The organism is Metabacillus dongyingensis (genome assembly GCF_019933155.2).
GTDB classification, from domain to species: Bacteria; Bacillota; Bacilli; order Bacillales; family Bacillaceae; genus Bacillus_P; species Bacillus_P dongyingensis.
Window position 1 is genome coordinate 518,061 of sequence record NZ_CP082944.1, and the last position, 24,744, is coordinate 542,804.

General features: G+C 42.0%; 22 protein-coding genes and 1 pseudogene. 20 read left to right on the plus strand and 3 right to left on the minus strand.

Annotated features, from left to right (window positions below; all coding sequences use genetic code 11):
• Positions 1 to 301: 301 nt before the first annotated feature.
• The 8 genes from K8L98_RS02745 to K8L98_RS02780 all read left to right on the plus strand — a co-directional run bounded on the left by K8L98_RS02745 (position 302) and on the right by K8L98_RS02780 (position 9,362).
• The gene (locus tag K8L98_RS02745; RefSeq protein ID WP_223439479.1) at positions 302 to 2,044 is read left to right on the plus strand and encodes an ABC transporter ATP-binding protein; all 1,743 of its coding nucleotides are present in this window, start codon (positions 302 to 304) and stop codon (positions 2,042 to 2,044) included.
• Complete coding sequence (locus K8L98_RS02750; RefSeq protein WP_223439481.1) at positions 2,025 to 3,845, plus strand: ABC transporter ATP-binding protein; 1,821 nt, start codon at positions 2,025 to 2,027, stop codon at positions 3,843 to 3,845. The genes K8L98_RS02745 and K8L98_RS02750 overlap by 20 nt, the downstream gene beginning before the upstream one ends.
• 58 nt (positions 3,846 to 3,903) lie before the next feature.
• A complete protein-coding gene (locus tag K8L98_RS02755) occupies positions 3,904 to 4,428 on the plus strand; it encodes a type 1 glutamine amidotransferase domain-containing protein (protein ID WP_223439483.1) in 525 nt (174 codons plus the stop codon).
• Positions 4,429 to 4,764: 336 nt separating this feature from the next.
• Positions 4,765 to 5,937 carry an ABC transporter substrate-binding protein gene (locus tag K8L98_RS02760; protein ID WP_223439485.1) on the plus strand — a complete coding sequence of 391 codons (1,173 nt, stop codon included), beginning with the start codon at positions 4,765 to 4,767 and terminating at the stop codon, positions 5,935 to 5,937.
• A 105-nt stretch (positions 5,938 to 6,042) separates the two neighbouring features.
• On the plus strand, positions 6,043 to 6,921 hold the full coding sequence (locus tag K8L98_RS02765; RefSeq protein WP_223439487.1) for a branched-chain amino acid ABC transporter permease: 879 nt from the start codon (positions 6,043 to 6,045) through the stop codon (positions 6,919 to 6,921).
• Between the two features lie 5 nt (positions 6,922 to 6,926).
• Positions 6,927 to 7,901: a branched-chain amino acid ABC transporter permease gene (locus tag K8L98_RS02770; protein WP_223439489.1), complete on the plus strand. Its 975-nt coding sequence runs from the start codon at positions 6,927 to 6,929 to the stop codon at positions 7,899 to 7,901.
• Positions 7,876 to 8,655 carry an ABC transporter ATP-binding protein gene (locus K8L98_RS02775; RefSeq protein WP_223439491.1) on the plus strand — a complete coding sequence of 260 codons (780 nt, stop codon included), beginning with the start codon at positions 7,876 to 7,878 and terminating at the stop codon, positions 8,653 to 8,655. The genes K8L98_RS02770 and K8L98_RS02775 overlap by 26 nt, the downstream gene beginning before the upstream one ends.
• Positions 8,655 to 9,362 (plus strand): ABC transporter ATP-binding protein, encoded by a 708-nt coding sequence (locus K8L98_RS02780; RefSeq protein WP_223439494.1) that lies wholly within the window; start codon positions 8,655 to 8,657, stop codon positions 9,360 to 9,362. The genes K8L98_RS02775 and K8L98_RS02780 overlap by 1 nt, the downstream gene beginning before the upstream one ends.
• A 224-nt stretch (positions 9,363 to 9,586) precedes the next feature.
• On the opposite strand, the gene K8L98_RS02785 is transcribed toward K8L98_RS02780, so the two are convergent.
• On the minus strand, positions 9,587 to 10,792 hold the full coding sequence (locus tag K8L98_RS02785) for an MFS transporter (RefSeq protein WP_223439496.1): 1,206 nt from the start codon (positions 10,790 to 10,792) through the stop codon (positions 9,587 to 9,589).
• Positions 10,793 to 11,022: 230 nt separating this feature from the next.
• On the opposite strand from K8L98_RS02785, the gene K8L98_RS02790 reads away from it, so the two are divergent.
• Both K8L98_RS02790 and K8L98_RS02795 read left to right on the plus strand, forming a co-directional pair.
• Positions 11,023 to 11,355: a DUF485 domain-containing protein gene (locus K8L98_RS02790; RefSeq protein WP_223439498.1), complete on the plus strand. Its 333-nt coding sequence runs from the start codon at positions 11,023 to 11,025 to the stop codon at positions 11,353 to 11,355.
• Positions 11,356 to 11,370: 15 nt separating this feature from the next.
• Positions 11,371 to 12,900 carry a solute symporter family protein gene (locus tag K8L98_RS02795; RefSeq protein ID WP_223439501.1) on the plus strand — a complete coding sequence of 510 codons (1,530 nt, stop codon included), beginning with the start codon at positions 11,371 to 11,373 and terminating at the stop codon, positions 12,898 to 12,900.
• Positions 12,901 to 13,033: 133 nt separating this feature from the next.
• Here K8L98_RS02795 and K8L98_RS02800 read toward each other — a convergent pair whose 3' ends face one another.
• The gene (locus K8L98_RS02800) at positions 13,034 to 13,219 is read right to left on the minus strand and encodes a hypothetical protein (RefSeq protein ID WP_223439503.1); all 186 of its coding nucleotides are present in this window, start codon (positions 13,217 to 13,219) and stop codon (positions 13,034 to 13,036) included.
• 160 nt (positions 13,220 to 13,379) lie between these two features.
• On the opposite strand from K8L98_RS02800, the gene K8L98_RS02805 reads away from it, so the two are divergent.
• The 10 genes and pseudogenes from K8L98_RS02805 (at position 13,380) to K8L98_RS02845 (ending at position 24,370) form a co-directional block, all read left to right on the plus strand.
• Positions 13,380 to 14,648: an ATP-binding protein gene (locus K8L98_RS02805; protein ID WP_223439505.1), complete on the plus strand. Its 1,269-nt coding sequence runs from the start codon at positions 13,380 to 13,382 to the stop codon at positions 14,646 to 14,648.
• Between the two features lie 189 nt (positions 14,649 to 14,837).
• On the plus strand, positions 14,838 to 16,913 hold the full coding sequence (locus K8L98_RS02810) for a carbon starvation CstA family protein (RefSeq protein ID WP_223439507.1): 2,076 nt from the start codon (positions 14,838 to 14,840) through the stop codon (positions 16,911 to 16,913).
• Positions 16,906 to 17,109 carry a YbdD/YjiX family protein gene (locus tag K8L98_RS02815; protein WP_223439509.1) on the plus strand — a complete coding sequence of 68 codons (204 nt, stop codon included), beginning with the start codon at positions 16,906 to 16,908 and terminating at the stop codon, positions 17,107 to 17,109. The genes K8L98_RS02810 and K8L98_RS02815 overlap by 8 nt, the downstream gene beginning before the upstream one ends.
• A gap of 96 nt (positions 17,110 to 17,205) precedes the next feature.
• Positions 17,206 to 19,482: an ATP-dependent DNA helicase gene (locus K8L98_RS02820; RefSeq protein WP_223439511.1), complete on the plus strand. Its 2,277-nt coding sequence runs from the start codon at positions 17,206 to 17,208 to the stop codon at positions 19,480 to 19,482.
• Between the two features lie 85 nt (positions 19,483 to 19,567).
• A complete protein-coding gene (locus K8L98_RS02825) occupies positions 19,568 to 19,720 on the plus strand; it encodes a hypothetical protein (protein ID WP_083328397.1) in 153 nt (50 codons plus the stop codon).
• Positions 19,721 to 19,959: 239 nt separating this feature from the next.
• Positions 19,960 to 20,289, plus strand: a pseudogene (locus K8L98_RS26985) (DUF6359 domain-containing protein); the annotation flags it as partial.
• Positions 20,281 to 21,105 carry an endonuclease I family protein gene (locus K8L98_RS02830; RefSeq protein ID WP_476703495.1) on the plus strand — a complete coding sequence of 275 codons (825 nt, stop codon included), beginning with the start codon at positions 20,281 to 20,283 and terminating at the stop codon, positions 21,103 to 21,105. The pseudogene K8L98_RS26985 and the gene K8L98_RS02830, both read left to right, overlap by 9 nt.
• A gap of 108 nt (positions 21,106 to 21,213) precedes the next feature.
• On the plus strand, positions 21,214 to 21,828 hold the full coding sequence (locus tag K8L98_RS02835; RefSeq protein ID WP_275976733.1) for a flavodoxin family protein: 615 nt from the start codon (positions 21,214 to 21,216) through the stop codon (positions 21,826 to 21,828).
• 19 nt (positions 21,829 to 21,847) lie between these two features.
• On the plus strand, positions 21,848 to 22,237 hold the full coding sequence (locus tag K8L98_RS02840) for a VOC family protein (RefSeq protein ID WP_223439513.1): 390 nt from the start codon (positions 21,848 to 21,850) through the stop codon (positions 22,235 to 22,237).
• Positions 22,238 to 22,465: 228 nt separating this feature from the next.
• A complete protein-coding gene (locus K8L98_RS02845; protein ID WP_223439515.1) occupies positions 22,466 to 24,370 on the plus strand; it encodes an ABC-F family ATP-binding cassette domain-containing protein in 1,905 nt (634 codons plus the stop codon).
• A 197-nt stretch (positions 24,371 to 24,567) separates the two neighbouring features.
• Here K8L98_RS02845 and K8L98_RS26510 read toward each other — a convergent pair whose 3' ends face one another.
• Positions 24,568 to 24,693 carry a hypothetical protein gene (locus K8L98_RS26510; RefSeq protein ID WP_275976734.1) on the minus strand — a complete coding sequence of 42 codons (126 nt, stop codon included), beginning with the start codon at positions 24,691 to 24,693 and terminating at the stop codon, positions 24,568 to 24,570.
• Between the last annotated feature and the right edge of the window lie 51 nt (positions 24,694 to 24,744).

The window sequence follows — 24,744 nt, forward strand, 5'->3', positions numbered from 1 at the left end:
AACACGAAATGTAAAGAAAAAGAACCACAATTCACATAAGCTGTTCGAGTTTTCGCAATAATGTCACCGCATATGGGACATATTTTAATCACTCAATCAGTTCATAAGATATGAATGACGTCTTTTACAAGAGGTCTATTTTTTTTGTGCTATTCCCGATGAGGATATTTATTAATTAGAGAAACATTAATCTAAATATTCAAATTTTAACCAATAAGGAGTATGATAGAATAGATGAAATTCAAGATATTAGTCCAGCTAAATATGTACATAGAATGTTGCAACGTTTGGAGGCAGCCACATGTCGAAAGTATTTTCTTTGCTAAGGCCTTACCGTCTTGCGATGGGTGTGGCCCTGACCCTGATGCTGATCGAGCTTGGGGTAGAGCTGCTGCATCCGCTTTTAATGGCAAAAATAATTGATGATGGCATTTTAAAAAATGATTTATCAGTTGTCATCTATTGGGGAAGCGTCATGGTTGGGATTTCAATTGCGGCCTTTGCTGCAGGTGTGACGAATTCCTTTTACGCGGCTCACGTCAGTCAGAGCTTTGGGTATGATGTACGCAAAGATTTGTTTGAGAAGGTCCAGTCCTTTTCTTTTGCGAATTTCAGCCTGTTTCCGACATCGTCTCTCATCACGAGGATGACGAATGACGTGACTCAGCTTCAGAATACGATTTTTATGAGTCTGCGGATTATGCTGCGTGCTCCCCTATTAATAGTAGGGGGGACGATCATGGCTTTAATCGTCAATTTTCAGCTGGCACTTATTCTCCTCATTTCTATTCCGCTTTTAATAGGTTTCTTATTGTGGATGATGAAAAAGGGAAGCGGTATGTTCAAAGCCGTACAGGACCGGCTTGATTCCGTCAATGGCGTTATGCAGGAGAATCTGACCGGAATGCGCATTATCAAGGCCTTTTTAAGAAGAAACTACGAAGTCTCAAGGTTTACAAAAGCGAATGAAGAGTTAAGGAGCGGGACCGTTTCAGCACTCAGGCTGATGGAGATTGCCATGCCTGTTTTATTATTGGTTATGAATATCAGTATTCTTGCCATTCTCTGGTTTGGCAGCATCAATGTGGGCACAGGAGATGCGAAGGTTGGGGAAGTAGTGGCGATTGTAAACTATGCGCTGCGGATTTCCTCTGTTTTATCCATTTTTTCTTTTATCATCATGGCTTTTTCACGTGCAAAAGCATCAGCTGACCGCATCAATGAAGTTTTGGAGACAGAAGCGGACTTGACTGATTCACTTGATGCAGAAGAAATAAGTGTGATTGAAAAAGGCCAAATTGAATTTAAATCCGTTTCTTTTACTTATCCGGGAACGGACACCGCTGTGCTGAATGACCTTTCCTTTACTGTGAATGCCGGAGAGACAATTGCCCTCCTTGGAGCCACAGGCTCTGGGAAATCGTCCATTTTCAATCTGATTCCAAGGCTTTATGACGTGACGGACGGGGCGATTTACATTGATTCAAAGAATCTGCTTGATATGAAGCTTGATAGTCTCCGGGGACAAATTGGTTTTGTCCCGCAGGAGTCCCTCTTGTTCACAGGTTCGGTCAAAGAGAATATTGCATGGGGAAAAGAAGGGGCATCACTTGAAGAAATCAAGGAAGCGGCAAGAAATGCCCAGATTCATGAAACGATTGAAAGACTTCCGAATGGCTATGATACAAGGGTGGGCCAAAAAGGAGTCAATCTATCTGGAGGCCAAAAACAAAGACTTTCGATAGCGAGAGCACTAGTCCGCAAGCCTAAAATTCTTCTGCTTGATGACAGCACAAGCGCTCTTGATTTAACTACAGAAGCAAAGCTATTAAAAGCGTTAAAATCATATGACTGCACGATTTTTATCATTACACAAAAAATCAGCACAGCTATGGAGGCGAGCCAGATCCTCTTACTGGATGAAGGAGAAGTTCTGGCTCAGGGTTCTCATCTTGAATTAATGGAAGAATCGGCTCTGTATCAGCGGATCTATGAATCCCAGTTTGGAGAGGAGGCCCTGCAGAATGTTCAAAGAGCTAAGTAAGCCATTCAAGTATCCAAAAGTAAAACAGGAAGAACCACTACAGAAAAAAACAGTGAAACCAAAAAACTGGTTTGTCACGATAACAAGGGTATGGTCGTATCTTTCTTTGAATAAAGGACTGCTTAGCCTGGTTCTTCTTATGGTAGTTCTTAGTTCCTTTTTGGCCCTTCTTGGTCCTTACCTGATTGGGAGAGTCATTGATGATTATATTGTCACCAAAGAAAGCAGCGGGTTTGTTAAGCTGCTGATTGCCTTGGTCGTCATTTACCTTGTCCAATCCGTTTCTCTGCTGCTGCAGAACGTCTGGATGATCGGAATCGCCCAGAATACCGTTTTCACCATGAGAACTCAGCTTTTCCGCCATCTGCACAACCTGCCGATTTCATACTTTGATAAACGGCAGCACGGGGAACTGATGAGCAGGGTAACGAATGATATAGAAAACGTCAGTTCGACGTTGAACAGCTCTGTTATTCAAATTTTCTCCAGTATCCTGACACTTGCAGGAACCATTGGTGTCATGCTCTGGCTAAGTCCGCTGCTAACATTAATAACTCTTGCCATTATCCCGAGTATGTTCTTTGGGATGAGGTGGATCACGAACAGAACAGGAAAGTTATTCAAAGCACAGCAGCAGAACTTGGGGAATCTTAATGGCTTTATTGAAGAAACCATTTCAGGCCAGCGCATCGTTAAGACGTTTTCACAGGAGCAAAAAGTGATAACGGAGTTCCTGGAAAAGAGTCAGCGGCTTAAAGGAGCAGGTTTTTGGGCTCAGACCATATCGGGCTTTATTCCGAAGCTGATGAACGTCCTGAACAATTTAAGCTTTGCAGTGATTGCAGGAGTTGGCGGCATCCTCGCTCTGAATGGTCTGGTTTCAATCGGGGTAATCGTAATTTTCACTGAATACTCCAGACAGTTCACACGTCCTCTAAATGAACTTGCGAATCAGTTCAATACGATTCTATCTGCTGTAGCAGGTGCTGAGAGAGTGTTTGAAATTTTAGATGAACACGAGGAAATGAAGGATGAGAAGGATGCTTCTAACCTTCAAGAAGTGAAGGGAGAAGTTAGATTTGACGGGGTTTCATTCTCTTATGAGGAAGAACAGCAGACAATTCGAAACCTGAGTTTTCATGCATCTCCCGGTGAAACGGTAGCCATCGTAGGTCCTACCGGTGCAGGAAAAACAACGATGATTAACCTGTTATCACGGTTTTACGATCCTGATGATGGAAAGATTCTGATTGATGGGACGGAAAGCACAAAAATCAGGCGAAGCAGCCTGAGAGAGCACATGGCCTTTGTCCTCCAGGATCCCTTCTTATTCACAGGGACAATCATGGAAAACATTCGCTACGGCCGATTGGATGCAACGGATGAAGAAGTGATGCAAGCTGCAAAAGAAGCAAATGCCCATCCTTTTATCATGAAAACAAAAAATCAGTATGAAACGGTTCTTACTCAGGACGGAAGCGGGATCAGCCAGGGGCAAAAACAGCTGCTGTCCATCGCAAGAGCGATCCTTTCTAGTCCTGTTATTCTAGTTCTTGATGAAGCGACAAGCAGCATTGATACCATTACAGAGCTGAAAATCCAGGAAGCCCTTCAAAGATTGATGAAAGGCAGAACAAGCTTTGTGATTGCACACAGGCTGAATACCATTCAAAAAGCTGACCAAATCCTTGTGCTTGAGAATGGAACGCTGATTGAAAAAGGAAGTCACGAGTCTCTTCTTCGTGAAAAAGGATTTTACTGCGGTCTATATCAAAGTCAGCTGAAAGACGATGTTATTTGAATGCCTCTGTTTTTCATTAGTGAAATGGTCATGCTATACTGAATGTGGAGGTGGGACAATGCGTTTATCAAATAAAAAAGTCATTGCGCTGGTCAGTGCTGATTTTGAAGATCTTGAATTATGGTACCCTGTGCTTCGTTTACAGGAAGAAGGGGCAGCAGTCCACTTAGTAGGTGAAAAAGCAGGCGAAACCTATATCGGAAAGTATGGTGTTCCAGCCACATCGGATTATGCTTTTGGGGATATACGCTCTGAAGATTATGACGCCATTTTAGTTCCCGGAGGATGGGCGCCTGATAAATTAAGACGATATCCAGAGGTTCTTCAAATGGTGAAGGACATGCATGAGAAAGAAAAGCCGATCGGACAAATCTGTCATGCAGGTTGGGTGCTGATTTCAGCCAGAATATTAGCAGGCAGAAATGTAACAAGCACACCAGGCATCAAAGATGATATGGAGAATGCAGGTGCAACGTGGCATGATGAAGCAGTTGTAGTCGACGGACATATCGTTTCGAGCAGAAGACCGCCCGACTTGCCTCCTTATGTAAAAGCTTTTGCCGATGTTTTAGCTGAAAAATGAATATATAAAGATAATAGATAGAGAGTATCATGGAATGTGATGCTTTCTTTTTTATTTTTATATAAATTATTGCATAAATACTATTGATAATGATAGATTTTAGCCTGCTGTCTTGATAAAGGGATCAAAAGCAGCTGAAATGTCAATAGATAAAAAGAATAGAATACTATAGACGAATAGCAAATAATATTATAATATATTTTCAGAATATTAATGTTTTTTAGAAGAATCATATTATTGGGACTAAAGATCCTTTTAGGAGGTGATTCGATTAGAATCAGGAACTGACAAGACCGAAAGTTTGAATCAAAATATGATCAAAAACGGGGGATACAAATGAAAAAGAGAAGATTAATGGCAGTGTTTATGTCACTTATGATTTCAGCTGGTGTTATGGCTGGATGCGGTGCAAAAAGCACAGGTTCATCCGAAGGAGAGACAATAAAAATCGGAGCGAACTTAGAATTATCCGGCGGGGTAGCGTCTTACGGGCAATCCATTTCAGAAGGCCTTGAACTTGCTTTAGAAGAGATCAATAAAAAAGGCATTGACGGCAAAAAGATTGAACTTGTTGAATTTGATAATAAATCAGATGCAGCTGAAGCAACAAATGGCGCTATCAAACTTGTAAGCCAAGATAAGGTAGCTGCCATCATTGGAGCTGCAACAAGTACAAATACTCTGGCTCAGGTGCAGATTGCACAAGATAATAAAGTGCCGTTAATTACACCAACTGGAACGAACCCGACAATAACAAATACAGATGGCAAAGTGAATGATTATGTATTCCGTACATGCTTTATCGATCCGTTCCAAGGAACGGTAGCTGCAAACTTTGCAACAGGCGACTTATCAGTAAAAAATGCGGCTGTACTAATCGATAGCTCAAGCGATTATGCAAAAGGTCTGGCAAAATCCTTCAAAGAATCATTTGAAAAAAGCGGCGGAAAAATTGTCTCAGAGGAAGCTTATGTGGCTAAAGACACAGATTTCCGTGCAACTCTTACAAGAATTAAATCATCAAATCCAGAATTTGTTTTCCTTCCTGGCTACTATGAAGAAGTAGGCCTAATTGTGAAACAAGCCCGTGAGCTTGGCATTGATGTTCCTTTCATGGGAGGCGATGGATGGGATTCTCCGAAGCTGATTGAAATTGCTGGCGGAGAAGCTTTGAACAACACTTTCATTACAAACCATTATTCTGCTGCTGATCCAGATGAGAAAATTCAGGATTTCGTAAAAGCGTTTAAGGCGAAATACAAAGATAAATCTCCAGATGCATTTAATGCTCTTGGCTATGATACAGGCTATTTCCTTGCTGATGCGATTAAACGTGCAGGAGGCGCTGACCCTGAGAAGCTTCAAAAAGCAATCGAAGAAACAAAAGATCTTGCTCTTGTTTCAGGCAACCTGACGCTTGATGAACTTCATGATCCGGTTAAGTCTGCTGCTATCCTTGAATACAAAGATGGCGAGCAAACATTTAATACGAAAGTAGATCCTGAATAAATAATCACATAACAGATGGGGTAGGGGGCCATGCCCCCTATTATTCTGAAATTAACAATGAAAACTGCCATACAAAATAAAAGACTTTCAGGGGAGAAAGAGACTATGGAAATTTTTCAGCAGATTGTCAACGGAATATCTCTGGGCAGTATTTATGCTTTAATTGCACTTGGCTATACAATGGTATACGGCATCGTGAAGCTCATAAACTTTGCCCATGGCGATGTGTTCATGATAGGCGCCTTTGTAGGTTTTTACTCGATTACGATTTTAGAACTAGGGTTTTTCCCGGCATTAATCATCTCTATGGCAGTTTGTGCATTATTCGGAGTATTAATCGAGAGGATAGCTTATAAACCTTTGAGAAATGCGACTAGAATTGCAGCACTTATAACAGCAATTGGAGTTTCCCTCCTCATTGAATACGGAGTTATTTACGTGAGAGGAGCACAGCCGGAAGCATATCCTGGAACAGTTCTTCCATCGGAAAGCGTTTCAATTTTCGGCGTCACAATTAGCAGTCAGTCATTATTTATTCTGGGTATTTCTGTCGGGCTTATGATCTTGCTTCAATTTATTGTTCATAAAACGAAAATCGGTAAAGCCATGCGCGCGGTTTCACATGATGCAGATGCAGCAAGGCTGATGGGAATCAACGTTGACAATACCATTTCAGCGACTTTCGCAATTGGCTCTGCTTTAGCGGGTGCAGCGGGTGTTATTTTTGGAACTTATTATATTAAAATTGAGCCGCTTATGGGGATTATTCCAGGCTTGAAGGCCTTTGTCGCTGCAGTATTGGGCGGAATCGGGATTATCCCGGGTGCGATGGTTGGCGGATTACTTCTCGGAGTCATTGAATCACTGGTAAGTGCAATGGGCTACTCCTTATGGCGTGATGGTGTAGCATTTATCGTCCTTATTCTCATTCTTATCTTCCGTCCATCAGGGTTGTTTGGCAAAAACGTTAGAGAGAAAGTGTAAGGGGGATGACAGCAATGAAGAAATCAAAAGGGTTTTGGTTATCTATCGGTTTGGCACTTGTTGGTTTCATCGTCGTACAAGTTTTAATCACGGGCGGGTTCTTGAACATTTATCTGGTCAATGCTCTTTACTTTATGGCCATTAATATTATGCTGGCTGCAAGTCTTCATCTTATTATCGGAATTACCGGTCAATTTTCAATTGGACATGCAGGGTTTTTAGCGGTAGGGGCATATGCTTCGGCTATTATTACAATGAAGATGCAATTGCCGTTTTCGGTTGCCCTGATTGTAGGCGGACTAGCTGCAGCTGTTGCCGGTCTTATTATTGGAATACCAAGTTTGCGTTTAAAAGGGGACTATCTTGCAATTGCTACACTTGGATTTGGTGAAATTGTCCGTATTGCGTTTTTGAATATTGATTATGTTGGCGGAGCAAGCGGCATGCAGGTATCCCATCTTACAACTTGGCCGTGGGTGTTCGGATGTTTGCTCATTACGATTCTTGCCATTGTCAATTTTACGAATTCAACTCATGGACGAGCTTGTATTTCTATTCGTGAAAATGAAATAGCAGCTGATGCGATGGGAATCAATACAACGTACTACAAAGTTGCTGCCTTCGTGATTGGTGCCTTTTTCGCAGGAATTGCAGGCGGACTGTTCGCTCATAACTTTTACATCATACAGCCAACAAACTTCGGATTTTTAAAGTCATTTGATATTTTAATCTTTGTCGTTCTTGGCGGGCTCGGCAGTATGTCTGGCGCGGTTCTGGCAGCAATCCTGCTTACGATTGTTTCTACTTTCCTTCAGGAATACCCAGAGACGAGAATGATTATTTACAGTCTTGTCCTGATTGTAATGATGCTTTATCGTCCTCAAGGTTTGCTGGGTACGAAAGAGTTCACTTCATTTTTCAAAAATCGTAAAGGCATGAAAGGGGGTGCAGGTCATGACAGCAAAAACACCGTTGCTTAACGTGCAGAATTTAGGCATAAAGTTTGGGGGTCTTAAGGCTCTCTCATCTGTCACTATCGAATTGAATAAGGGTGAGCTTGTTGGATTGATCGGCCCAAATGGAGCTGGAAAAACGACCTTTTTCAATCTGTTAACAGGCGTATATGTACCAACAGAAGGATCTCTGATGCTTGAAGGTCAAAAACTGAACGGTCTTGTACCCTATAAAATTACGCGCAAAGGAATCAGCAGAACGTTTCAAAACATTAGACTGTTCAGTGATCTTTCTGTTTTGGATAATGTAAAAGTGGCCTATCATTCTCTTGCAAAGCATTCCATTGCAAGTTCTATTCTCAGGCTGCCTTCCCATTTTTCCGGAGAACGAGAAATGGAAGAAAAAGCGATTGAATTTCTTAAGATTTTCAAGCTTGATAAAGTGAAACATGAGAAGGCAAAGAATCTTCCATACGGTCAGCAGCGCCGTTTAGAAATTGCCCGTGCACTTGCAGCTAACCCTAAACTTTTGCTTCTTGACGAGCCTGCAGCAGGGATGAACCCGCAGGAAACAGAAGAACTGATGAATTTGATTGCATTTATTCGCGCGAAGTTTGATTTAACGGTTTTGCTGATTGAACATGATATGCCGCTTGTCATGGGTGTTTGTGAACGAATTTATGTACTTGATCATGGCCAGTTAATTGCTCAGGGAGTGCCTGAGGAAATCAGAAACAATCCAAAAGTCATCGAAGCGTATCTCGGCGAGGAGGTTTCATAATGCTGAAAGTAAATGGAATCAATGTATACTACGGAAATATACAAGCAATAAAGGATGTATCTCTAGAGATCAATCAAGGTGAAATTGTGACCTTGATCGGTGCAAATGGAGCGGGGAAGAGCACACTTTTAAAAACCATTTCTGGACTTTTAAAGCCTAAAAAGGGAGAGGTGCTTTTCCAAGATAAATCAATTGCAGGAAAAGCAGCTCAAACAATCGTTAAACAAGGCATATCACATGTTCCTGAGGGACGCAGGGTGTTTGCCAACATGACGGTTGAGGAGAATTTAGAGCTTGGAGCTTACTTGCGCAAAGATAAAGCAGAAATAAAAAGGGATTTTGAAAAAGTATTTGAACTCTTTCCTAGGCTGCTTGAGCGCAAAAAACAGCAGTCAGGAACACTGTCAGGAGGGGAACAGCAGATGCTTGCAATGGGACGCGCGCTAATGGCGCGCCCTAAGCTGCTCCTCCTGGATGAACCATCAATGGGACTTGCTCCGCTGCTGGTTAAAACGATCTTCAGAATTATTGAAGAGATCAATAAGACTGGCACAACCATTTTATTAGTTGAACAAAATGCAAACATGGCTTTGTCGATCGCTGATAGAGTATATGTGATTGAAACAGGCAAGGTTGTGCTGTCTGGAACGGCAGATGAATTAAATGCAAGTGATCAGCTGAAAATGGCTTACCTGGGAGGCCATTAATAGAAAAAACCCCTTCAACTCTTAAAGGTTGAGGGGGTTTTTCATTGTCTAGGAAATTATAAAAGGTAATAGGTTGTGGATAACAAAATAAAGTTATCTGCGTCCAGCGCAAGCGCCTAAATCCTCGGTCAGAACGAATCCGGCAAAAAAGTCAAACCCGGACTTTTCTGTCGGATTCTTATCTGCCTGTCGAATCTGACCAAGGCGCTTGCGCTTTTGTTCTGTTAAAACAGCTGTTTGGCTTTTGTTTCTTTTCCAAGAACGATAACAGCCAGTACACCGATCAGAATGGATACACAAAAGATTGAAAAGATCATGGTCATCGGGGTATCTTGAGCAACAAGATACCCAACAAGCAATGGCCCTAAAATTCCTCCAATACGACCGAATGATGCAGCCATTCCGGCGCCTGTTCCGCGAACAGCTGTCGGATATTGCTCAGGAGTATAAGCATATAACGCTCCCCAGGCTCCGAGATTGAAGAATGACAGGAATATTCCTGATGCAAGAAGCAGAGTGAGAGATTCAGCCGTTCCAAAGAAATAGGCGCTTAACGCAGTTCCGACTAAATAGGTCGTTAACACAAACTTCCTGCCGAATTTCTCTATAAACCAGGCTGCTGTGAAATAGCCTGGAAGCTGAGCAAGAGTCATGATAAGAACATATTGAAAGCTCTTGATTAAACTGAAGCCTTTCATAACCATGACACTTGGCAGCCATAAAAACATGCCGTAGTAAGAAAAGACGACACAGAACCAAAGAATCCAAAGCATAGTGGTCTGACGGATGTAATCCTTTGACCAGACCGTTTTAATATTCTCCAAAATGGAAGGCTTCTGTTCTTTCTTAATCGCCAAAAACTGTGGAGAGTCCGGAAGTTTGATCCGTAAGTACAGCGCATAAAATGCAGGCAATGCACTTAGAAGCAGTGCCGCTTGCCATCCGTAGCTTGGAATGATGAAATAAGAGATAAGGGCGGCAATAAGCCAGCCTGCAGCCCAGAAGCTTTCGAGCAGGACAACAATTCTTCCCCGTTTTTCAGGCGCTACACTTTCAGACACGAGAGTCGATGCAACAGGAAGCTCTCCTCCAAGCCCCATTCCAACAAAAAACCTTAATATGAGGAAGGCGGTCAATGTAGTTGTGAAAGCAGACAGTCCGCTTCCGACTGAAAAGAGAAGCAAAGTAATTATGAAAACATGTTTCCGTCCGATCCGGTCAGACAGTAATCCAAACACGAGGGCGCCAACGGCCATACCGATAGAATTCATGCTGCCGATCCAGGCCATTTGTTTAACGCTTAAACCCCATTCAGATTGAAGCGCCGCTATAATAAATGAGAGCATTCCAACATCCATGGCATCAAAAAGCCAGCCAAGTCCTGCAATTCCAAGCAGTTTTCGGGTTGGAAGTGTATTCTTTTTCTCCATCGTATCCTCCTTAACAGCTTTCACCGATAATAGAATGAAGTAATCTTTCTTATTTTAGTCTACCTTCTGAATTATATCTATCTTTGGATGAGTCTAAAGAAGGTTATTTTTAAAAAATAAGATAACTAAATTTACATACTTTTCAGATAAATATATAATGAGAGTGTGAAAATTTGGAATTAAAGGAGGTTTGGGTTTTTTATAAACTTTTAACTAAGGGGGAACCAATAGTGAGTAATGAAGAACAACAATTGAAGTCCGCACAGTCCTCAGTAGATTACACCAAAATTGTTCAGTCGCAATCCTTTCAAAAACTGCTTCAGGCAAAACGAAATTTCATCTTGCCAATGTCATTATTTTTCTTAGCATTTTATTTTACACTGCCGGTGTTAACGGCTTATTCCACCGTACTGAATGAGTATGCAGTCGGCGCGATCAGCTGGGCATGGGTATTTGCCTTTGCCCAATTTATTATGACTTGGACGCTGTGTATGCTTTATTCCAGCCGTGCAAAGAAGTTTGATCAGATGGTAGAAGAAATCAAAGCTGAAGCAAGAAGGTAAAGGAGGAAACTTTCAATGAACATGCTGGCATTCTCTCTCTTTTTGGCAATCGTTATTATGACATTATTTATTACCTATTTTGCCTCAAAACGCACAAAGACAACCAGTGATTTTTACACCGCAGACAGCAGTTTAACCGGCTTTCAAAACGGACTGGCTATCGCTGGCGATTATATGTCCGCTGCATCCTTTTTAGGTATTGCCGGAATGATAGCGCTTTCGGGATTTGATGGATTCTTTTACAGCATAGGATTTTTAGTTGCTTATCTTGTGGTGTTATACATAGTGGCTGAGCCCCTTCGGAATTTGGGTAAGTATACAATGGCTGACATGATAGCAGCAAGGTTTAATAACAGTAAAGTGCGCGGTGTAGCGGCTCTGAATACGATTTCTATTTCAATCTTTTATATGATTGCTCAGTTAGTGGGAGCGGGAGGGCTTATTCATCTTCTCCTTGGCATTGAATATGTGTATTCTGTTCTGATTGTTGGCACTCTGATGACAATCTATGTGGTATTCGGAGGAATGACTGCAACGAGCTGGGTGCAGATTGTAAAAGCTGTTCTTCTTATGATAGGCACATTTATAATCTCAGTTATTGTGTTTGCTAAATTTGATTTCAGCATCATGAAAATGTTCTCTGAGATGCAGACGGCGACACCGCTTGGCGAAAGCTTTTTGAATCCTGGGAATAAGTTTAAAAATCCGCTTGATACGATTTCGCTGAATCTGGCGCTTGTTCTTGGAACGGCCGGACTTCCTCATATTCTGATTCGTTTCTTTACAGTGAAGGATGCCATTACAGCACGTAAATCCGTTGTATATGCAACCTGGATTATCGGTGCATTTTATGTGATGACTGTCTTTTTAGGTTTAGGAGCTGCAGCCTTTGTTGGCTATGATAATATTATAGCTGCCAACTCAGCTGGGAACATGGCAGCGCCATTGCTTGCAAAAGCGATCGGCGGGGATTTCTTATTCGCATTTGTTTCGGCAGTAGCATTCGCAACAATACTGGCTGTTGTAGCGGGACTCGTGCTATCAGCTGCTTCTGCATTTGCACATGACTTTTACAGCCATATTCTTCGCCGAGGAGAAGCAACTGAGAAAGAGCAGGTTGTCGCAGCCAGGTGGGCCTCTATCGGTGTGGCGGTTCTTTCCATTCTTCTCGCATTGTTTGCGCAGAACATGAACGTTGCATTTTTAGTCGCACTGGCCTTTGCTGTTGCGGCAAGCGCCAATTTGCCAATTCTCCTGCTGACGATTTTCTGGAAACGGTTTAATACAGCCGGCGCTGTTACAGGTATGCTGACTGGTTTGTTCAGTTCTTTGATTCTTGTAGCTATAAGCCCGAATGTATGGTCACCAGAAGCAGGAGCAGCCATTTTTGTTGGAGATCCTTTGTTCAGCCTTTCTAATCCGGGTATCGTTTCAATCCCGCTTGGATTCCTTGGTGCTTACATCGGAACCATCGTTTCAAGCAAAAAAGAAGATGCGAAGAAATTTGATGAGATTCTCGTGAAGGCGAATACTGGAATGAAATGAGGCATAAAAAATCCTTCCGCTTTGAAGCGGGAGGATTTTTGTATAAGACCAGTGACCTGATTCGGACTGAACAAAAAGGCGGCCCGAAAGAATTGGAAAAACGGCTGAAAAAATCGCTATTTCCGCTGAAAGATTAATCACTTGAAGATTCATCTTTTGTTTTATGTTTCTTTTTTTCATCCTGAAGTCCGATTTTCACCTCTTCGGTTGGGATAGCGTCAACGGTCATTTCATTTTCCTGTTCAATAAGTGTTTTTCCGTCACGGCCTGGTATCTGCTCGGGGTTATCTTGTTTTTGTTTCGTTTTTTTATCAGTCACGCCAATCACCTCCATGTATGTACAGATACCTGTTTTACTGAGGGTTAAAACATTAAATAAACGTTTGTTTAAATATAATCTTCATTAAAAAAACAAAGAGGAGTTATGCGATTTTTGTCGAATATCAACTCAATACACAAATATAATTGAGGAAATTACGATGCTTGCAGAGAAATTAACATTACATGTTTTAATCGTTTTGGTTCCTGTCTTACTTTATACGGTTATTTTTGAAAACAAGCGCATTACGGCATCTCCTTATTTCTCCGGAGTTATTTACGGAATCGCTGCCTTTTTGTGCATGATTTTTTCGTTTTATGATTACGGTCTTTATTGGGATTTAAGGTATGTCCCAATGGTGCTGGCATTGTTGTATGGAGGTCCTGCTTCAGGCCTGATTGTTTTCTTTTTCATCCTGCTTGCCAGAACATACATAGGCGGGGAAGCGATCGTTTTTGGATATATAAGCGCCTTCCTTGCATTGATTGGACCGTTCCTATTTTCAAAGCGTTTTAGAAAGTACAAGCCTAAAAAAAGAATTCAGCTTTCTATCATTATTGGATTCTGGCCAGCTGTTGTCCAGCTTTTCATTCTGCTTTCTTTTTTAATCACATCTGATTACACCTTCAGCAGCAGCAGGGAGCTGTTATTTTATGTGTTTATCTTCGGAACTTTACAAGTTATCGCTATTGGGATGGCTGCTAAACTGATTGAAGCAGGCATTGACAGGAAGATGATGAAGCAGGAGATTATCCGTACAGAAAAACTGAACACAATTGGAGAGCTTGCTGCATCCATCGCACATGAAGTTCGAAATCCATTAACCGTTGTAAAAGGTTTTTTGCAGCTTATGGAAAAAGAAAAGAAGACCGAAGAACAATATATGCGTTTAATTTTGAGTGAGCTTGGCAGAGCAGAGTCCATTCTGAATGATTACCTTAATTTTGCTAAGCCTAAGCTTAAAAAAATTGAAGAATTTCAGCTCTCAGAAGTTATTCAGGATGTTGTCTATTTATTAAATGCACTTGCGGTCAAGCAAGGAGTTAAGTTATCCTGCCAGCTGCAGCCGGGCCTTTATGTTGAAACAGACCGAAGCCAGCTGAAGCAGGCACTTTTAAATTTCATTAAAAATGCAATTGAAGCAACTCCCGGAGGCGGAAGGGTCCGAATACAGCTTTTTTTGAAAAACAGCCATGCCCATACAGTCATATCTGATACAGGCAAGGGGATGACAACCGAGCAGCTTTCCCAGATTGGCACTGTCTTTTATTCTACCAAGGATAAAGGCACCGGTCTTGGAACAACCGTTTCTCTTCGCATTATTGAAACCATGAAAGGAAGAGTAGCTTATAAAAGCGAGCTTGGTGCAGGTACAGAAGTGACCATGATCCTGCCGGTGAAAAATAAGAAAAGAGGCGCACCACAGTAGTTACTGTGGTTTTTTATACTCTATTCAGGAAAAACGCTATTCCAGGCACCCAAAACAAAAAGAGCACTTAGGTCACATCTTCCAATCTAAAATTCTAGTATTAACCTACTAAATTAGTAAAAATAATTATTTAAAAATTCAGATAACAAAAGTATAATAGGTTTGTATGTTACAGAAGGGGTGATGCAGATGAAGGCTTTGAGGTCTATTATTATTTGGGGGTTAGTCTCTGCACTGGGAGCAGCAGGATTTGCAGTCATCGCTCTCAATCAGGGGGAGAGCATTAATGCAATTTGGCTGCTGACAGCTGCTGTTTGTTCGTATGCGGTTGCATACCGTTTTTACAGCCGTTTTATTTCGAACAAGGTATTTGAGCTTGATGACAAGCGGGAAACACCTGCAGAGACACACAATGACGGCAAGGATTATGTGCCGACCAACAAATGGGTATTGTTTGGTCATCACTTTGCAGCAATCGCGGGAGCAGGACCGCTTGTAGGGCCAATACTTGCTGCACAAATGGGTTATTTGCCGGGTACGATCTGGATTATCGTCGGCGTTATCCTTGCAGGAGCCGTACAGGATTTCATTATTTTGTTCGGTTCAATGCGCCGAAAAGGAAAATCATTAGGGGAAATGATTAAAGAAGAAATTGGTCCGATAACGGGAATCATAGCCATGGTCGGTATTTTAGGTATTATGATTATTTTATTAGCAGTTTTGGCTCTCGTTGTTGTGAAAGCGCTTGTAGGAAGTCCGTGGGGAATGTTTACAATCGCAGCAACTATTCCAATTGCTGTGTTCATGGGCATTTACATGAGGTATATTCGCCCGGGAAGAGTGGGGGAAGGTTCAATAATAGGTGTCGTGCTTCTTCTATTATCGATCTTCCTTGGACAGTACGTTGCGGAAACTCCGGAACTTGCAAAGCTATTTACATATAAAGGCGAAACAATTGCTATTTTAATGATTATATACGGTTTCATAGCTTCTGTTTTGCCGGTTTGGCTCCTGCTTGCACCGAGGGATTATCTAAGTACATTCCTGAAAGTCGGAACGATTGTCGGTCTCGCACTTGGAATCATCGTTGTAGCTCCGGATCTGCAGATGCCGTCTGTTACACCATTTATAGATGGTACAGGTCCTGTATTTGCAGGGAATATGTTTCCGTTTTTATTTATCACGATTGCATGCGGTGCTGTTTCCGGTTTCCATGCTCTAGTATCTTCGGGCACAACGCCGAAAATGATCGAAAGAGAATCGCATGCCCGTCCAATCGGATATGGCGCGATGCTTACAGAATCTTTTGTCGCTGTTATGGCGATGATTGCTGCCTGTGTTCTTACGCCGGGTATCTATTTCGCTATTAATAGTCCGCCAGCATTGATTGGGACGGAAGCTGTACAAGCGGCAGCAACCGTTTCAAGCTGGGGCTATACGATCACACCGGATGATTTGACAGCGCTTGCAGACGATGTTGGAGAAGAAACGGTTCTCTCAAGAACTGGAGGAGCTCCAACTCTTGCAATCGGAATGGCTTATATCTTTTCTGAAGTCATCGGCGGTAAAGCGCTTATGGCCTTCTGGTATCATTTTGCCATTTTATTTGAAGCCCTATTTATTCTGACAACAATTGATGCAGGAACCCGGGTTGGGCGCTTTATGATTCAGGATTTATTGGGTCATGTCTATAAACCTTTGGCCAGAACGGAATATCTTCCGGCCAATATTCTTGCTACCGCACTTTGTGTTTTTGGCTGGGGGTATTTCCTCTATCAGGGTGTTATCGATCCGTTAGGCGGAATCAACACACTCTGGCCGCTGTTCGGCATTGCCAATCAGATGCTGGCAGGAATTGCATTGCTGCTTGGAACGACGATTCTTTTCAAAATGGGCAAAAAAGCATACGTTTGGATTACACTTGTTCCGACGACTTGGATTTTAATCGTAACGATGACAGCCGGATGGCAAAAGCTTTTCCATGAAAATCCGAAAATAGGATTCTTATCACATGCAAATCTGTTTAAGGGTGCGCTTGATAAAGGAGAGGTACTTGCCCCTGCTGCAAATGCCGCTCAGATGAAGCAGGTATTGGTAAATGATTATGTTGATGCAGGTCTTTGCGCCATCTTTATGCTTGTAGTAATCGCCGTCTTGATTTCGGCCATCCGCATATGGATAAAGGTATTGACCAACAAGAAGACCACATTGCACGAGGCGCCGTATATTGCCAGGTCTGAAGGAGGCATAAGCCACCATGTATAAGAAGCTGTCTACCATTCTTAAGTTCAGAAAGCAGTTTATCAGCTTGATGGCAGGTGTTCCAAGCTATGAAAAATATGTGGACCATATGATGATGCATCACCCGGATCAGCCGGTCCAAAGCAGAAAGGAATTTTTCTGCGAGGCACAGGAAGCACGCTACAACGCAAAAGGCGGAAAGGTTTCGCGCTGCTGTTAATGATGAGAAATCGCCCATCTTCCAGGTGGGCGATTTCTTTTTATCCTGAGGCTAAAACCACTAAATATCTGATAAAATAATAACAGGTGATGTCGAATGAAAGAAGTGCATATTTCAGTCAGAACACTAGTAGAATATGTTTTTAGATCGGGAAGCATTGATTCAAGATTCAGGACAGCTGCAACGATGACAGAAGGGACAAAAGCACATCAGACGATTCAGAAGACATATGAAGAAGCGGATCAAAAAGAAGTATTTTTAAAGACTGTCATCGAGCATAACCACCTCTCGTTTTTAATTGAGGGGAGATGTGACGGGCTTCTGTTAACTGAAGATATGCCATATATTGATGAAATAAAATCAACTGCGGGTGACCTTTCTTTATTAAAAGAGGATTCTCATCCAGTTCACTGGGCCCAGGCGAAATGCTACGCTTATATTGTTTCAAAAGAAAGAGCATTAGATCACATCGGTGTGCAGCTGACCTATGTCAGCGTAAAGTCAGGCGAACAAGTAAGGTTCAGAAAAATAGTTTCATCAGCAGATCTCGATTCTTTCATGGAGGAATTGGTAAAAGCTTATTCTCCATATGCTGAATTAAGAGCAGGGCATCAAAAGAAGCGTGATGAAAGCATTGAAAAGTTATCTTTTCCTTTCGAAACATACAGAGAGGGTCAAAGGAAGCTTGCTGGAACAGTCTACAAAGCGATCAGTGACAAGGAGGACTTGTTTGCTCAAGCCTCAACCGGAATCGGCAAAACGGTTTCTGCAGTCTTTCCAGCTTTGAAAGCTATGGGAGAGGGTAAAGTAGAAAGACTATTTTACTTAACGGCTAAAACGATTACAAGAAAAGCAGCAGAAGATACCTTTTCTTACATGGAAACAAAGGGACTGTGCTTAAATACCGTTACGATTACAGCAAAGGACAAGGTTTGCTTAAAAGATGAGACCCGCTGTCAAAAGGATTACTGCGAATTTGCAAATGGATACTATGACAGGATTAATGGTGCGGTGCTTGATATCCTCTCAAATGAAACCCGTTTAACAACAGACGTCATTAAGAAGTATGCGTTAAAGCATACCATTTGCCCCTTTGAATATTCCTTAGACCTCGCATCTGCTTCAGACGGAATGATTTGTGATTACAATTATGTGTTTGATCCGCGCGTATCCTTAAAACGATTTTTCGATGAACAAAAGAAAAAATCGGTCCTGCTGATTGACGAAGCGCATAATCTGGTCGACAGGGGAAGGGCGATGTTTTCCGCAGACTTGAAAAAATCGGAATTTCTTCAGCTGAAAAAGGAATTTAAAACGGACAGCAGGTCCATTTTCGAACATGCAAAAAAAATAAATGATATTTTCATTGCTCTTAGAAAACAATGTGAAAATCATGAAATGCTGATGGAGAATATCCCTAATGAGCTAATTGAGCAGCTGGAACCATTTATTTCAGACGCAGAAAAAGAGCTTTTAATGGGAAGTCAGTCACAGCTTCTGTTAGATTGTTACTTTCAGGCTCAGACGTTTGTAAAAATGTCCAAGCTCTATGATGAGAGGTATGTGACGACAGTGGCAGCAGATCGAAGTGAGGCTGTGATTAAACTGCTGTGCCTTGATCCATCCTATCTTCTGCAGCAGGTGAAAAAACCGTTTCGCTCAAGTATTCACTTTTCAGCCACACTCTCTCCTATCCAATTTTACATGGACATGCTTGGAGGAGTTTCTGACGATTATCAAGTGAAAATTCCTTCCCCATTTGCCAGGGAAAACTTAGATGTCTATATCAAGCCGCTTTCTACCAGATATCACGACAGGGAAAAAAGCAAGAAGCCGATTTCTGAAGTGGTCATGCAGCTGCTTGAAGAACGGGGCGGAAACTACCTTATCTTTTTTCCTTCTTACGTTTATATGAAGGAGGTATATGAATCTTTGACAGAGGTGAATCCGCCTTTTGAAATGATGATTCAGCAGCCTCAGATGACGGAAGCAGAGAGAGAGGCTTTTTTAGCTGCCTTTCAAGAAAACAGCAGCACGACATTGATTGGATTTGCCGTCATGGGCGGGATCTTTTCAGAAGGTGTTGACCTTATAGGCAACCGGTTAAATGGGGTCATTGTTGTTGGAGTGGGTCTGCCTCAGATAGGCTTTGAAAGAAACATTATGAAAACCTATTTTCAGCAGACGGGAAAAAACGGGTTTGATTATGCCTATGTTTTCCCTGGGATGAACAAAGTTCTTCAGGCAGGCGGAAGACTGATTCGTTCTGAAAAAGATACCGGAACCATTGTGCTGGTCGATGACCGTTTCTTAACCGATAAGTACCAATCGCTTCTGCCGTATGAATGGAAGAACTTTGTCATTTTAAACTGAGACCTCTTTTCTATTCATTCAAACTCGCTGTACAAGGGTTTTTAATCTGCGTATAGGGGTAAAAAGGGAAAAGAGGTGATAATAAATGAGTGAATTTTTAAAGGACTTCTTTCTATTTATAGGCGGATTCTTAAATATCGGAGTAATCCTGATGTTTGTCGTACTTGTTTTTGTCGTAATTGGAGTAAAACGAAAAAACAAACGCAAGGCTGGTCATATGAAAGATCAAAATCATTAATAGGAAGAAAAGATGCACTTCAGACAGAGGTGTATTTTTTTGTGCTTTTAGGTTTAGGGAGCACTAGTCTCATTCTCTCATCTTTTGTAAAAAAGCAGGATTATGACGCAAATTTACAAAAACGTCATAAATAGTTAATGTTCCCATAGTATTCTATTTTCGTGATAATCAGAAAAATGAGGAGGAATACCATTTTGCTTAAAAACAAACATGCTGCAGTGATCGTAAAACTGGCACTTATGATTAGTTTATTTATTCCTGTGTTTCATGCTTCGCCATCACAAGCTTCAACTGGAGACGGCTCTTGGACAGCACCGTATTCAGTAGCTCAGGCAAATGCCAATCAATCTGGTTCTGTTAAAACGGTTAAAGGATACGTTGTGGGACAGCCGACCGCCGCTAACACGGTAGTGACATCCAATTATCCAAATGATTATGCACTTGCTCTCGCAGATTCACCGTCAGAAACAAGTACTTCTAAAATGATTTATGTCCAAATTTCATCCTCGTTCCGAACACAATTTGGTTTGAAAACGAACCCTTCTCTAAAAGGCACGGAAATGAAAGTGACGGGTAAACTTGCAGCCTATTTTTCTCACAGTGGGATAACGGGTGCGACAGCTATGGAAAAACAATCTGGAACCACTGACCCGACTGACCCGACTGACCCGACTGACCCTAGTGATCCACCCCCTTATGATGACACATATTATCAATCTGCTATAGGGAAGACAGGCGAAGCTTTAAAGACGGAACTTCATAATATCATAGACGATCATAGAGAGCTTTCTTATGACAATGTCTGGGAAGCACTCAGAAACACAGATGAAGACCCAAACAATCCGAACAACGTCATTCTGCTTTATACAGGACGTTCACAAAGCAAACTTTCAAACGGCGGAAATGTGAATGATTGGAATAGAGAGCACGTTTGGGCCAAATCACATGGCGACTTTGGAACAAGTGCCGGTGCCGGTACTGATATCCATCATTTAAGACCAACTGATGTTTCAGTAAACAGTTCAAGAGGCAATCTTGATTTTGATAACGGAGGAACACAGCACTCTGAAGCTTTAGGCAACTACTATGACTCTGATTCATGGGAGCCGAGAGACGCTGTGAAAGGTGATGTGGCCAGAATGTTATTTTACATGGCGGTCCGTTATGAAGGTGACAGCGGCGAGCTGGATCTTGAACTGAACAACAATGTTAACAATGGATCAGCCCCGCTGCATGGAAAAATGTCTGTTTTACTTGAATGGCACAGGGAAGATCCAGTAGATGCACGAGAAAGAAGAAGAAATGACATCATCTTTAAAGACTATCAATCTAACCGCAATCCATTTATAGATCATCCCGAATGGGCTGAATCCATCTGGAACTAAGTAAATATCGGTAGCCTCCCAATCTGTATCGGGAGGCTTTTTATGTTTGATGGAATAAGAAAAAGGCAAATAGATTAGTATAAATGAAACCAAAAAGGAGACTAAATCATGCTGAAAGCTCTCTATTTGAATTGCTCTTTAAAAAAAGGAAACGAACCCTCCAACACAGAATCATTAATGAGACAATCCCAAAAACATATGCAGAATGAAGATGTTCAAACAGAAGAATTGCGGATTGCGGACTACAATATTGCATTTGGCATGTCAGAAGATATGGGCAGAGGCGATGATTGGCCGCTGATTATGAAAAAAATAGCTCAAGCTGATATCGTTGTGGTCGGAACTCCGCTGTGGCTAGGAGAAAAGAGCAGCATTGCTTCTCTTGTTATGGAAAGACTTTACGCATCAAGCAGTGAAACGAATGAAAAAGGCCAGTCTATTTATTATAATAAGGTTGGGGGAGTTGCAGTAACGGGCAATGAAGATGGCGCGAAGGAAGCAGCCCGCTCCATTTTATACGGACTGCAGCACATAGGATTTCTTATCCCGCCTAATGTGGATGTGTATTGGGTTGGAGAAGCAGGGCCGGGGCCTTCCTACATGGAAGCGGGAAAAGAAAATGCGTTTACGATTAAGAATACAAGAACAATGAGCTTAAATTTAGTTCACTTGGCGAGGCTTCTGGCCAAGCATCCGATTCCTGCTGCAGGAAATACATTATAAAAGCAATGGAGTGTGTACGATGATAATCAATGAATCCATTCAGCATGTCAGCCTGTCTGTGACAAATCTTGAGATGGCAAAGCATTTTTATGAAAATGTATTATGCCTAAAAGAAATCGAAAGACCGCCTTTTGATTCTGATGGCGTGTGGTATGAAATCGGCGACTCACAGCAAATTCATCTAATTGTCGATGAAGATTCGCAAACACTGAGAAAGAATTATACCCTGAATTCCAAAGAAGGACATCTTGCCCTGAGGATTGCCGATTATCAATCTGCGGTTGATTGGCTTATTTCACATCAAATTGAATATCGGGAAGACATAAATGGAGTGAGCGGTTTTGATCAAATATACTGCTGTGATCCAGACGGCAATTTAATCGAGCTGAATGTTGAACAAAATAAGTAAGAAAGAGGGATCATGTGTCTCTCTTTTTTTATGGGAAAGGCTGAGTTCGACATTTCCTTGGAAATAAATTAGGTTATTTGCGGATTCCTGTAGAAAAAGGATGAGAAGTTTATTGTGATTTATCCAAGCTTGTCAGTCACATAGGAATGGAAAATATCTTATGCTAGTTTTTGTGCATCTAACTGCTGTACAATATAATGAAACATTATACTAAGGGCGGATAAATAAATGAGCATTCTTTCTGTAGAGAATTTATATAAAACATATGGCGAAAAGACTTTGTTTGATCATATTTCATTTTCAATTGCTGAAAGGCAGAGAATTGGATTAATCGGGACAAACGGAACAGGGAAATCAACCCTTTTGAAATATCTTTCAGGACTTGAGACTGTTGAAGAAGGAAAAATGATTCATGCAAATTCGTTTCATATTGAATACCTTCCGCAGCAGCCTGAGCTTGAGGAAGAATTGACTGTCCTTGAACAGATCTATTACGGGGATTCCTTGATCATGCGGGCGATGCGCGATTATGAGCTTGCTCTTTCTGAACTGGAAGCAGATCCGTCTAATGAACAAAAACAGTCCAAGCTTCTTTCAATGCAGCAAAAAATGGATGAAAATGACGCCTGGGAAGCAAGTACTGTTGCCAAAACCGTCTTGACCCGACTGGGCATTTCCGACTTTGCAAGGCCGGTAAGGCTTTTATCCGGCGGTCAAAAGAAACGTGTTGCGATTGCAAAAGCTTTGATTCAGCCGGCAGATCTGCTGATTCTTGATGAGCCTACAAACCATCTGGATAATGAAACGATCGAATGGCTGGAGACTTTTTTAGCACAATACAAAGGCTCTATTCTTCTCGTGACCCATGATCGTTATTTCCTTAATCGGGTAACAAACCAAATTTTTGAATTAGAAAATGGCAAGCTGTATGTTTATGAGGGAAACTATGAAGTGTTTCTGGAGAAAAAAGCAGAGCGTGAATTCAATGCCGAACAGTCTGAAAGCAAGCGCCAAAACCTGCTGCGCAGAGAGCTTGCCTGGCTGAGACGCGGGGCTAAAGCCCGGACAACAAAACAAAAAGCACGCATTGGACGTGTGGAAGACCTTCAGGATCAGGAAGGACCGGCAGCAAAACAGAGCGTTGATTTTGCCATCGGGTCAACAAGACTTGGAAAAAAAGTAATTGAGCTTCAAGGTGTTTCAAAAGCATTTCAGGACCGTATTTTAATGACAAATGTAGATTATCTTGTGGTTCCGGGAGAGAGACTTGGAATCATCGGACCTAACGGAAGCGGAAAATCGACACTATTGAACATGATAGCAGGGCGCATTCAGCCTGACAGCGGCAAAGTTGAAATTGGCGAAACCGTTAAAATCGGCTATTATACTCAGGATCATGAGGCAATGGATGAAGATCTGCGTGTCGTTGAATATATAAAAGAAGTCGCGGAAGTTGTGCAGACAGTAGATCATCAAACGATTACAGCAGAGCAAATGCTTGAGCGCTTCATGTTTCCAAGATCGATGCAGTGGACATACATCCGCAAGCTATCAGGCGGAGAGCGCCGCAGATTGTATTTGCTTAAGGTATTAATGCAGGAGCCAAACGTTCTCTTCCTTGATGAGCCTACAAACGACTTAGACACTCAAACACTAAGCGTCCTCGAGGATTATCTTGATCAATTCCCTGGCGTTGTCGTCACTGTTTCCCATGATCGCTATTTCCTTGACCGTGTAGTGGATCATCTCCTTGTTTTTGAAGGCAGCGGCAAGGTCAGCCGATTCCAGGGAAGCTACACAGATTACATGGATGCAAGAAAAAGAATGAAAGAAGCTGAAAGTGCAGCACCAGCCCCTAAAGTTCAGGAAACGGCGGCAGCTCCGAAGCAGAGAAAAAAACTCTCCTATAAAGAGCAGCAAGAATGGGATGTTATTGAAGATAAGATTGCGGAACTGGAAGAAAAAAGAGAAGAGCTTGAAGGCCAAATCGCTTCAAGCGGCAGTGATTACGGCAAAATCCAGCAGCTGATGGAGCAGCAGAATGCTATTGATGCGGAGCTTGAAGCAACAATGGAGCGCTGGGAAGAACTCTCGCTTATGGTTGAAGAAATAGAAAATGCGAAGCAGCAATAAGTGTAAGCAAGCAGCCCGGAAGGATTTTCTTTCCGGGCTGTTTGCTGCTTAAGAGAAAGGATGAAATTTTGCGCATTGGTGTCTTGCTCCACCTCCTGGCCCCTCGGCCAGAACAAATTCCCTCAGGAAAGTCAGACCCGGACTTTTCTGGGAAATCTTATCTGTCTGTCGGGTTTGGCCAGTCGGTTCCGCTTTTCTTATTTCTTCAGATCCTTTTTCGTTTCTTCACTTCGGATGTTGATTTCTTTTGAGAATTCAGTATCCTGCTTCTTGTTGTTGGGATATTTGTTCTTCGATTCACGATTATCGTTGCGGTTAGTCAAGGTTATTCCTCCTTTAGTACAGATTAGAAGTTTATTTTGGTCCAAATCAGG

Excerpts from the sequence above, each read along its gene's own strand:
- K8L98_RS02835 (WP_275976733.1), top strand. The coding sequence starts at position 21,214 with ATGCTGAAAGCTCTCTATTTGAATTGCTCTTTAAAAAAAGGAAACGAA.
- K8L98_RS02820 (WP_223439511.1), top strand. The coding sequence starts at position 17,206 with ATGAAAGAAGTGCATATTTCAGTCAGAACACTAGTAGAATATGTTTTT.
- K8L98_RS02750 (WP_223439481.1), top strand. The coding sequence starts at position 2,025 with ATGTTCAAAGAGCTAAGTAAGCCATTCAAGTATCCAAAAGTAAAACAG.
- K8L98_RS02815 (WP_223439509.1), top strand. The coding sequence starts at position 16,906 with ATGTATAAGAAGCTGTCTACCATTCTTAAGTTCAGAAAGCAGTTTATC.
- K8L98_RS02760 (WP_223439485.1), top strand. The coding sequence starts at position 4,765 with ATGAAAAAGAGAAGATTAATGGCAGTGTTTATGTCACTTATGATTTCA.
- K8L98_RS02765 (WP_223439487.1), top strand. The coding sequence starts at position 6,043 with ATGGAAATTTTTCAGCAGATTGTCAACGGAATATCTCTGGGCAGTATT.
- K8L98_RS02785 (WP_223439496.1), bottom strand. The coding sequence starts at position 10,792 with ATGGAGAAAAAGAATACACTTCCAACCCGAAAACTGCTTGGAATTGCA.
- K8L98_RS02825 (WP_083328397.1), top strand. The coding sequence starts at position 19,568 with ATGAGTGAATTTTTAAAGGACTTCTTTCTATTTATAGGCGGATTCTTA.
- K8L98_RS02755 (WP_223439483.1), top strand. The coding sequence starts at position 3,904 with ATGCGTTTATCAAATAAAAAAGTCATTGCGCTGGTCAGTGCTGATTTT.
- K8L98_RS02770 (WP_223439489.1), top strand. The coding sequence starts at position 6,927 with ATGACAGCAATGAAGAAATCAAAAGGGTTTTGGTTATCTATCGGTTTG.
- K8L98_RS02845 (WP_223439515.1), top strand. The coding sequence starts at position 22,466 with ATGAGCATTCTTTCTGTAGAGAATTTATATAAAACATATGGCGAAAAG.
- K8L98_RS02795 (WP_223439501.1), top strand. The coding sequence starts at position 11,371 with ATGAACATGCTGGCATTCTCTCTCTTTTTGGCAATCGTTATTATGACA.
- K8L98_RS02830 (WP_476703495.1), top strand. The coding sequence starts at position 20,281 with ATGAAAGTGACGGGTAAACTTGCAGCCTATTTTTCTCACAGTGGGATA.
- K8L98_RS02745 (WP_223439479.1), top strand. The coding sequence starts at position 302 with ATGTCGAAAGTATTTTCTTTGCTAAGGCCTTACCGTCTTGCGATGGGT.
- K8L98_RS02840 (WP_223439513.1), top strand. The coding sequence starts at position 21,848 with ATGATAATCAATGAATCCATTCAGCATGTCAGCCTGTCTGTGACAAAT.
- K8L98_RS02810 (WP_223439507.1), top strand. The coding sequence starts at position 14,838 with ATGAAGGCTTTGAGGTCTATTATTATTTGGGGGTTAGTCTCTGCACTG.
- K8L98_RS02805 (WP_223439505.1), top strand. The coding sequence starts at position 13,380 with ATGCTTGCAGAGAAATTAACATTACATGTTTTAATCGTTTTGGTTCCT.
- K8L98_RS02775 (WP_223439491.1), top strand. The coding sequence starts at position 7,876 with ATGACAGCAAAAACACCGTTGCTTAACGTGCAGAATTTAGGCATAAAG.
- K8L98_RS02780 (WP_223439494.1), top strand. The coding sequence starts at position 8,655 with ATGCTGAAAGTAAATGGAATCAATGTATACTACGGAAATATACAAGCA.